The sequence below is a fragment of the Achromobacter sp. DMS1 genome (genome assembly GCF_001270295.1).
The window spans coordinates 1-8,985 of the sequence record NZ_LHSJ01000174.1; the positions used below are offsets into that span (position 1 = coordinate 1).

At 69.8% G+C, this 8,985-nt stretch carries 7 protein-coding genes and 4 pseudogenes; 2 read left to right on the top strand and 9 right to left on the bottom strand.

Features of this window, described 5'->3' with window-relative positions; all coding sequences use genetic code 11:
* The 6 genes and pseudogenes from AD428_RS18180 to AD428_RS28205 form a co-directional block, all read right to left on the bottom strand.
* Positions 1-299: lipid II flippase MurJ (locus AD428_RS18180; protein WP_304438954.1), on the bottom strand; the 299-nt coding region annotated here is incomplete at its 3' end.
* 91 nt (positions 300-390) lie between these two features.
* A pseudogene (locus AD428_RS18185) lies at positions 391-1,150 on the bottom strand (3-hydroxyacyl-CoA dehydrogenase).
* 113 nt (positions 1,151-1,263) lie between these two features.
* Positions 1,264-1,920 carry an adenylate kinase gene (gene adk, locus AD428_RS18190; protein WP_053246115.1) on the bottom strand — a complete coding sequence of 219 codons (657 nt, stop codon included), beginning with the start codon at positions 1,918-1,920 and terminating at the stop codon, positions 1,264-1,266.
* A gap of 92 nt (positions 1,921-2,012) precedes the next feature.
* The gene (kdsB, locus tag AD428_RS18195; RefSeq protein ID WP_053246116.1) at positions 2,013-2,777 is read right to left on the bottom strand and encodes a 3-deoxy-manno-octulosonate cytidylyltransferase; all 765 of its coding nucleotides are present in this window, start codon (positions 2,775-2,777) and stop codon (positions 2,013-2,015) included.
* A 48-nt stretch (positions 2,778-2,825) separates the two neighbouring features.
* Positions 2,826-3,008: a Trm112 family protein gene (locus AD428_RS18200; RefSeq protein ID WP_053246117.1), complete on the bottom strand. Its 183-nt coding sequence runs from the start codon at positions 3,006-3,008 to the stop codon at positions 2,826-2,828.
* A 122-nt stretch (positions 3,009-3,130) separates the two neighbouring features.
* Positions 3,131-3,640, bottom strand: a complete 510-nt coding sequence (locus tag AD428_RS28205; protein WP_053246118.1) for a hypothetical protein — start codon at positions 3,638-3,640, stop codon at positions 3,131-3,133.
* A gap of 224 nt (positions 3,641-3,864) precedes the next feature.
* Here AD428_RS28205 and AD428_RS28210 point away from each other — a divergent pair.
* Positions 3,865-6,188: pseudogene (locus tag AD428_RS28210) on the top strand (DUF3772 domain-containing protein); the annotation flags it as partial.
* Positions 6,101-6,790 (top strand): annotated as a pseudogene (locus AD428_RS28215) (AEC family transporter); the annotation flags it as partial. The pseudogenes AD428_RS28210 and AD428_RS28215, both read left to right, overlap by 88 nt.
* Before the next feature lie 67 nt (positions 6,791-6,857).
* On the opposite strand, the pseudogene AD428_RS25400 reads toward AD428_RS28215, so the two are convergent.
* From AD428_RS25400 to AD428_RS28220, 3 genes and pseudogenes are all read right to left on the bottom strand, one after another.
* Positions 6,858-7,238 (bottom strand): annotated as a pseudogene (locus AD428_RS25400) (Ldh family oxidoreductase); the annotation flags it as partial.
* The gene (locus AD428_RS18220) at positions 7,169-8,611 is read right to left on the bottom strand and encodes a penicillin acylase family protein (protein WP_255352275.1); all 1,443 of its coding nucleotides are present in this window, start codon (positions 8,609-8,611) and stop codon (positions 7,169-7,171) included. The pseudogene AD428_RS25400 and the gene AD428_RS18220, both read right to left, overlap by 70 nt.
* Positions 8,611-8,850 (bottom strand): penicillin acylase family protein, encoded by a 240-nt coding sequence (locus AD428_RS28220; protein WP_235490866.1) that lies wholly within the window; start codon positions 8,848-8,850, stop codon positions 8,611-8,613. The genes AD428_RS18220 and AD428_RS28220 overlap by 1 nt, the downstream gene beginning before the upstream one ends.
* Positions 8,851-8,985: the final 135 nt, after the last annotated feature.

Sequence of the window (8,985 nt, forward strand, 5' to 3'; positions counted from 1 at the left end):
AGCGTGATGGCCATGAGCGCCAGCGTCAGCAGCAGCGCCACGCGGTCCAGCAGCGTGCGGACGGCGTCTTCGCCGCGGTTGGCGCGCGCCGCGCCGAGTATGGGCACGAACGCCTGGGAAAACGCGCCTTCGGCGAAGAGCCGCCGCAGCAGGTTGGGAATGCGGAACGCGACCCAGAACGCATCGGTGAGCGGGCCCGCGCCGAATGCGCGCGCGACCAGGATGTCGCGGACGAGGCCGGAGACGCGGGAGAGCAGGGTGAGGCCGCTGACCGTGGCCGCGGAACGGAAAAGACTCATGGAAGGCGGGAAGCGGGGAGGGGTGGGCCGGCGCCGCCCCGGACAGCGGTTTCCGGGGCAGAGGCCGGCCGCACGCTGTGCGCGGGCCGGTTTACTTCGGCGGCATGCGGATGGCGCCATCCAGGCGGATGGTTTCGCCGTTGAGCATGTCGTTGGTGATGATGCTGTGGACCAGCTTGGCGTAGTCTTCGGGACGGCCGAGGCGGGCGGGGAAGGGGATGCGTGGCGGCCAGCGAGTCCTGCACTTCCTGGGGCATGCCGAAGATCATGGGCGTGCCGAAGATGCCGGGAGCGATGGTCATGCAGCGGATGCCGGTCTTGGCCAGATCGCGCGCGATGGGCAGCGTCATGCCGGCCACGCCCGCCTTGGAGGCGGAATACGCGGCCTGCCCGATCTGGCCGTCGAACGCCGCCACCGAGGCGGTGTTGATGAGCACGCCGCGCTCGCCGGTGGGCTCGGGCGCGTTGGCGCTCATGGCCTCGGCGGCCAGGCGCATCATGTTGAAGCTGCCGATGAGGTTGACGGAGATCACTTTCTGGAAGAGATCCAGCGGGTGAGCGCCGTTCTTGCCGACGATCTTCGCCGCCGGGGCGATGCCGGCGCAGTTGACCAGGCCGAAGAGGGCGCCCAGTTCCTTGGCGGCGGCCACGGCGCGCTGGCCGTCGGTTTCCTGGGTGACGTCGCAGTGCACGTAGCGCTGGCCCAGCTCCTTGGCCAGCGCCTCGCCGGCCTCGTCCTGCACGTCGGCGATGACCACCTTGGCGCCGTTCTGCACCAGCATGCGCACGGTGCCTGCGCCCAGGCCGGAGGCGCCGCCGGTCACGATGAATACCTTGTTCGCGATTTCCATGTCTCTGCTACCCCATGAACTCGATGGATTGGACGCGGCGCGGGCGGCGCCGCGAAGAAAAGAAAAAGCCTCCGGGCCGCGGCCCGGAGGCCTCGGGCGCCGTCGGCGCGCGGTCAGCCCTGGACGGCCTCGAACAGCCGGTTCTTGATTTCTTCGACCGAGCCTACGCCCGAGATCTTGCGGTACTTGGGCGCCTCGGCGGGCTGGCTGGCGGCCCAGCCGGAGTAGTAGTCCACCAGCGGGCGGGTCTGCTCGCGGTAGACGGCCAGGCGGTTGCGCACGGTTTCTTCGCGGTCGTCGTCGCGCTGGATCAGCGGTTCGCCGGTGAGGTCGTCCTTGCCGTCCTGCTTGGGCGGATTGAAGCGCACGTGGTAGGTGCGGCCGCTGGGCTGGTGCACGCGGCGGCCGCTCATGCGCTCGATGATGTCGGCTTCGGGAACCTCGATTTCGACCACATAGTCCAGCTTCACGCCGGCGTGCTTGAGCGCGTCGGCCTGCGGGATGGTGCGCGGGAAACCGTCGAACAGATAGCCGTTGGCGCAGTCGGGCTGCTTGAGGCGGTCCTGGACCAGGCCGATGATGATCTCATCGGACACCAGGCCGCCCGCGTCCATGACCTTCTTGGCTTCCAGGCCCAGCGGCGTGCCGGCTTTCACGGCCGCGCGCAGCATGTCGCCGGTGGAGATCTGCGGAATGCCGAAGCGCTGGGTGAGAAACGCGGCCTGAGTGCCTTTGCCGGCGCCGGGAGGTCCGAGCAAGATGAGACGCATGAGTGCTCCTGAATGGGGTTTGTTTTTTGTGATCGGGGCGATTATGCCGCAATGCAGCAGCCTCTGCGGGCCGGCGCCATGCGAAATAACCCTTATAACCGATTGGAATACGCCCTGCGCGCGCGTTCGAGATCGGCCGGAGTATCTACCCCGGCGGCCGGAGGCGTATCGGCCAGGTATACGGAAATGGCGTGGCCGTGTTCCAGCGCGCGCAATTGCTCCAGCGCCTCGAAGCGTTCGAGCACGCCCTGGGGCAGGGAGGGAAAGCGCCGCAAGAAGGGCACGCGATAGGCATACAGCCCCACATGGTGCCAGGCGGGCAGGCCCTCGGCCAGCACGCGCACGCCGCGCGCCAGCGCGTCGCGCGCCCACGGTATCGGGGCCCGCGAGAAATACAGCGCGCGTCCGTCGGCCGCGCACACCACCTTGACCACGTTCGGATTGAAAAGCGCCTGGGCGTCGGCCAGCGGACAGGCGCAGGTGGCGATGTCGGCTCCGGGCGCCCCGCGTAGCTGGCGCGCCACCGCGTCGATAAGGGCGGGCTCGATCAGGGGTTCGTCGCCCTGCACGTTCACCACCAGCGCGTCGTCGGGCAGGCCCAGCAGGTCCACTGCCTCGGACAGCCGGTCGGTGCCGGTGGGATGGTCGGCGCGCGTCATGAAGCGGCCTCCAGGCCGTGGGCGTGCGCGGCCTCGCGCACGCGCTCGTCGTTCGTGGCGAATGCATACGCGCGTCGCGCCGGACCGCAGCGCCCGTTCGGCGGTGCGCACCACCATGGGCTTGCCGGCGATGTCGGCCAAGGGTTTGTCGGCAGGCGGGTGGACGCGGTGCGCGCGGATGAGGGCGATGAAGCTCACGATGCGGAGGTCAGGCCCGCGCGGGCGGGCAGGAAGTGGAGAGTCGCGTCATGCGGCGGCCGGCGTTTCGTCCAGCTCGCGGGCTTCGGATTCCAGCATGACGGGGATGCCGTCGCGCACGGGAAAGGCCAGGCGGTCGGCGCGGCAGATCAGCTCGCCGCGCTGGCGGTCGTGTTCGAGGCGGCCCTTGCACAGCGGGCAGACGAGAATGTCGAGGAGGCGGGATTCCATGACCGCGATTCTAGAACAGTTTCTTCCCTCCGGCGGCCCGGCGCAGCGGGGTCTTCCTGGCGTTTGGTCAACGATTGTCATGCTTTGGCATATTTGCGAGAAAATCCCGGGACGCATCATCGCTATGATCCTGCCTTCCCGAAAAAAGAAGGCTCACAATGGAAATCCTGCGTTTGGCGCTCCTGCTGGCGGTCCTGGGATGGTCGGCCATCAGTGTCGTGACTTATCTTTCGCGACGCAGCGGCAACAAGGGCGCGCTGCGCACGCTGCAGCAGCAAGCCAGCCCGTTGCGCCGGCTGACGGCGGAGGAAGCGGCGCTGGTCGAACCCTTCCTGGTCGATCCGCAGAAGCCGCGCAAGCGCTACCCGCTGCGCGACGACGGCGTCTACCGCCTGGCGGGCGAATTCATCCGCCACGGGCTGCAGACTGCGCAGGGCGGCACCGCCATGCACGACACGCTGGGCGGCATCGACGTGGTGCTGCCCTACGATGCGCGCGATTTCCTGGCCGAGAACAATCGGGCCGAGGTGGCGCTTACCGACAGGTTCGCCATCGTGGTGGCCCTCAATGACGGATTCACGCTGGCGCAAGGGCGCGAGCGCGAGCAGCGCCGCCGGAGGCAGAGCGACCAATGGCAGTCGGGCCGGACGGGCGCGATGCAGAACGTGAGCGATCCCGAGGACCTGCTGGCCGATTCGCCTCCCGGCGAACCTGCCGCGCAGGCGGCGCGGCGAGCTGGAGGACGCGATGCGCGTGGAAATCCTGGGCCAGCGCGACGAGACGCCGGCCGAGGTGGCGGCGCGCAGCGGGCCGGGGGCGGGCATCTGGCCGGCGCTCCTGTGGGCGCTGGCGTTCGGCGCGCTGGCCGCGCCACGCGGCGCCCCCGACCCCGCAGGCAAACCGAACGCCCCAGCTCGCGGCCGCGCGCAAGCAGATCGACGACATACGCAAGCACATTCCCGACGAAGCGGACGACGCGGACATGGTGGAGCAGCGCGGCAACGCGCTGGACATCCAGTCCAAGGCCCGATGCGGCCGCCGAGGCGCTGGCGCCCCCAGCTCGCCGCCGTAACAGCCAGGCTGAGCGAACTGGGCCCCGCGCCGGAGAACGGCAAGGAAGCGCCTGACGTGGCCGCGCAGCGCGCGCAGCTCGAAAAGACCAGCCGCGCGCTGGACGCCCAGATCAAGCTGGCCCGCCTGTTGTCGGTAGACGCCGCGCAAACCGCCGAACAGATTTCGGCGCAGCGCCGCAAGCTGTTCCAGGCCCGCCTGGGCGAGCGGCGCGACTCTTTCCTGGCCGGCCAGTTCTGGCAGGAATTCCACGAAGAGTTTCCGCGAGACCTGGAGCGTCTGGATTCGGTGGGCGAGGACCTGGCCAATGCCGCCAGGCAGACGCCGGCATGGGCCTGGCTGCTGGTGGGCGGGCTGATCGCGCTGACGCTCGCGGTGCGCGTGGGCATCGGCCGGCTGATGCTGCACCTGAACCGCCACGCGCGTGCCGCCAGGGCGTCTGCGGCGCTCCTTCCTGGCGATGGCGCAGGTGGCGCTGTCCACGGCCACGCCGGGACTGATCGCCCTGCTGCTCTACGTGGCGCTGGACTGGAATTCGCAATGGAACGACACCGCCAGCATCACGCTGACGGCCAACATGATCGCGATCGCCGCGTTCGGCGGTTATGCCGCGGGCCTGGGCAATGCGCTCATGTCGCCGCGACGCCGTCGTGGCGGCTGCCGCCGATTGGCGACGAGGTGGCGCGCCGGCTGCGCTGGGTGCCCAATGCCGTGGGCGTGCTGGTTGCGCTGACCTGGCTGGCCGAGCGGCTGCCGGTGCTGCTGAACGCCAGCCTCACCACGACCATTACGGTGACCGGCATCGTGGCGGTGCTCATCATGCTGACGCTGGCCGCTGCCCTGAACGCCGGCCGGCGGCTGCGGCTGAAGGCGCAGCGCGAAGACGGCGAGTCCGCGGTTCCGTTCTGGGTGTCGGCCTTGAACGTGGCGATCTGGACGGTGCTCGTCATCAGCCTGTGCAGCCTGCTCGCGGGCTATGTGGCTTTCGGCAGCTTCCTCACCAAGCAGGTGCTCTGGGTGCTGATGGTGCTGGGCACCGCCTATCTGCTTTCCGTGCTGATCGAGGACGGTTTCAGCACGCTGCTGGGCAGCGGGCAGTCCAGCGAGTCGGAAGGCCCCAGCCTGCGCGACCAGGCTGCCGTGCTGCTGTCCGGCCTGGGCCGGGTGGCGGTGGGGCTGCTCGCGCTCATGCTGCTGGTGGCGCCGTTCGGCGAAGGGCCGATGGACCTGCTGCAGCGTTTCGACCAGTTGCGCAAGGGCCTGGCCATTGGCGAAGCGCAGATCCGGCCGGGCGCGCTGCTGCAGGCGCTGCTGGTGCTGGCCGTGTCGCTGCTGAGCGTGAAAATGCTCAAGCGCTGGCTGCGCACCCGCTATCTGCCCACCACCGAACTCGACCCCGGCATGCAGCTGTCGGCCGCCACGCTCTTCGGCTATGCGGGTTTCGTGCTGGCCGTGGCGCTGGCGCTCTCGGCGGCGGGCATCGGGCTGGAGCGGGTGGCCTGGATCGCCAGCGCGCTGTCGGTGGGCATCGGTTTCGGCCTGCAGGCCGTGGTGCAGAACTTCGTGTCGGGCCTGATCCTGCTCGCCGAACGCCCGGTCAAGGTCGGCGACTGGGTGTCGCTCGGCGGCGTCGAAGGCGACATCCTGCGCATCAATGTGCGCGCCACGGAAATCCAGATGGGAGACCGTTCCACGGTGATCGTGCCCAACTCCGAATTCGTGACCAAGACCGTGCGCAACGTGACGCGGTCCAACCCGCTGGGGCTGGTGCAGCTGCGGCTGCCCATGCCGCTGGCCACCGACGCCGAGCAGGTCCGCGAACGGGTCCTGGACGTCTTCAAGACACACGAGGACGTGCTGGAGTCGCCAGCCCCGAACGTCTATCTGGAGGGCATCGAGAGCGGCCACCTGATTTTCAGCGCCAAGGGCTATGTCTCGTCGCCGCGCGCCACCTACGGCGTGCGCAGCGCCCTGCTCTTCAGCGTGCTCAAGCGCCTGCGCGACGACGGGCTGGAAATGGCCGCGCCGCCCGCCACGCTGCTGGCGCAGCCCTGTGCGCCGGCGCCAGCGCCTTGCTGCTGCGCGCGGCGAGGCTGCCCGCGCGCACCCTGCTGCCCACCGCCTTCCTGCCCAATGCCGGCAACCTGGGCCTGCCCATGTCGCAGCTGGCCTTCGGCGATGCCGGCATGTCGGTGGCGGTGGCGTTCTTTGCCGTGAACTCCTTCGTGATGCACACGCTTGCCGTGCGGCTGCTGCCGGGCGTGAACACGCGGGGCAGCTGGAAGAGCCCGGTGCTGCTGGCCTGCCTGGTGGCGGTGGGGCTGCGCGCCCTGCGCGTGCCCGTGCCGGACTGGGTCGTGGAGACGGCGCGCATGCTGGGCGCGGTGACGGTGCCGCTGATGCTGCTGAGCCTGGGCCACGCGCTGGCGCTGATCCCGTCCGGCGGGCTGCGCGACGGGGCGCGGGTGGCGGCGATCCGGCTGGGCACGGGCCTGCTGGCAGGGCTGCTGGTGGCCTGGATGCTGGACCTGGAGCCGGTGCTGGCGGGCGCGCTGACCCTGCAGATGGCCATGCCCTGCGCCGTGGTGAGCTATATGTACGCCCGCCGCTACACCGACCTGGGAGACACCGCCGCCAGCGCGGTGCTGGTGTCCACCGTGGTGTTCCTGGCCTTCGCGCCGCTGGCGCTGTGGTTCGCGCACGGCGCCTGAGGGCGGCCGTCCCGACCGGCGGCGCGCGGCCTTGGGGTTGACGCCTCCTAGCCGGCTCCCGCGAGGCGCCTCGTAGCTGCGCGAGCAGCGCGTCGGGCACGTCCAGGCCGTGCGCCAGGGCCTGTTCGCGCAGCTTGCGCCGGCGTTCGCCGGGCAGGCGCACGCCCTCGTCGGCCAGCATGGCCTCGACCAGTGTTTCCACCCGTTCCAGATAGGCTTCGTTGCCGGCCAGCGCGTCCGGGTCGATGGCCAGGAAGGCCTGGCCGAGTCTGGCGGGTCCGCCTTCGTCCACGAAGAACGATTCGTTCTCGAAGCCGAAGCGCGATCCGGTGAGCGCGCACACCAGCAATTCCACGATGAGGGCCAGCATGGCGCCTTTCACGCCGCCGGCCGGCAGCATGCTGCCGGCCAGGCCGGCCTTGGGATCGGTGGTGGGCCGGCCTTCGGCTGCAGGAACGGCAGGAAGTGGCGGCGGTTCACGTCGGCATAGCTGGTGGTGCGGATGAGATCCCACATCTGCTGCGGGCTCACTTTGCCGCCGTCGGCCGTCATGGCTTTCAGCCGGCTCTCGATTTCGGCATAGCGATCGGCCTGGCCCCACACGATGGCGAACAGATCGGTGGACGGATAGCCGCGCATGGGCTGGTTGTTCCAGTTGGCGATAAAGCCCTGGCGCGGGTTGTAGACCTGTGGATTGGTGGAGAAAGGCAGGATGCCGTCCCAGTCCATTTCACCCGTGCCGGGTACGGGCAGGCGCGGGTCGTGGCCGGGCTTGCGCCGCGGATAGAAGCCGGTGTGCGCGTAGCCGATGTTGCCGCGGTCGTCGGCGTAGTACCAGTTGATGGTGAGCGCGTGGCGCGCGGCTTGCCGCTTCCACTGCTCCCAGTTGCCCGACTGCGCCTTGCGCGTCCAGGCGATCAGCGATTGCAGTTCGTAGCCCTCCCAGGCGCGCGCCTTGGCGTAGGCCACGTGCCGGCTGTCGTCGAACTTCGCCACGATGCCGTGCGCCGTGCGGTACACGTCCATGAGCACCGGCTCGGCGCCCTTGACCGCGATGAGCTCGGTGCGCTTTTCCATGGTCTTCCACCGGCCGTTGTGCCAGTAGCGCGTGCGGTCGGCAGGGTCGAGCTTCTCGGCGTAGATGTCCACGTCGTCGCCGAAGCCGGCGGTGGAACCCCAGGTCACGTGCGCGTTGTGGCCGAACAGGATCGCGGGATAGGCGAAGGGCGTGTTGCCCGCCACGTCGAAGCCCGCGCCGTGCAGGCCGATGCCGTAGGTGTAGGCGGGATTCCACCAGCCGAACTGCGGGCCGTTGAGCAGGATGGAACGCGCGCCGCGCGCATGGTCGCGCCCCACGATCCACACATTGCTGGTGGTGGGAAAACCGGCGATGCCAGGCTGCCCCGATTGCGCGTATTGCGCCAGCACCAGCGCGCGCGCCAGGGCGCGGCGGCGCGTCCACCACGCCGCGCGTGCGCGCGTCGCGCGCCACCCGTTCGAGCATGGGCGGCACGCCGTCGTAACGCGGCAGCGCATACGACAGCCGGCGCGGCGGCTCGGCCGCGCCGGGCCGGTAGACGCCCTCTTCCTCGGCACGGTGGACGGCGCGCGGCTGTCGGTCAGCCAGCGAAGCTGGTTGAAGATCCGCATGCCTTCGTCCTCGCCATGGCGGTCCCTGAGGGCGGTGAGCAGCGCCAGGTTGTCGATTTCGCTATTGGCGTCCGAGAAGCGGTTGGCCATGGTGCCCACGAAGACCATGGCCACGTCGTAGGCGGTCCAGTCGGCAGGCGCGAATTGCAGGTCGTTGAACTCCTTGGGCATCAACCGGCCGGGCTCGGCGCGCACCGCGCGATCCAGGCGTTCATGCCGGCGGCGTAGCCGTCCAGGATCTGCCGGTCGGCCGGCGCCAGCGCGGCGAGCTGGCGCCGGATGCGCTCGGGCGAGAAATTGCCCCGAATGGACTTGTCGAAGGCCACCATCGAGGGGCCCAGCACTTCCGCGACCCGGCCCTGCGTGCTGCGGCGCGCCATCTCCATCTGGAACAGCCGGTCCTGGGCCACGGCGTACGCCAGTAGCCACTAGAACAGTCCATACACGGTGCCGGCGTAGACGTGGGGCATGCCGTACTCGTCGCGGCGGATCGTGACCCGGCCCTGCGCCAGGCCGGCGGGTGCGCGCGCCGATGCCGCCGGACC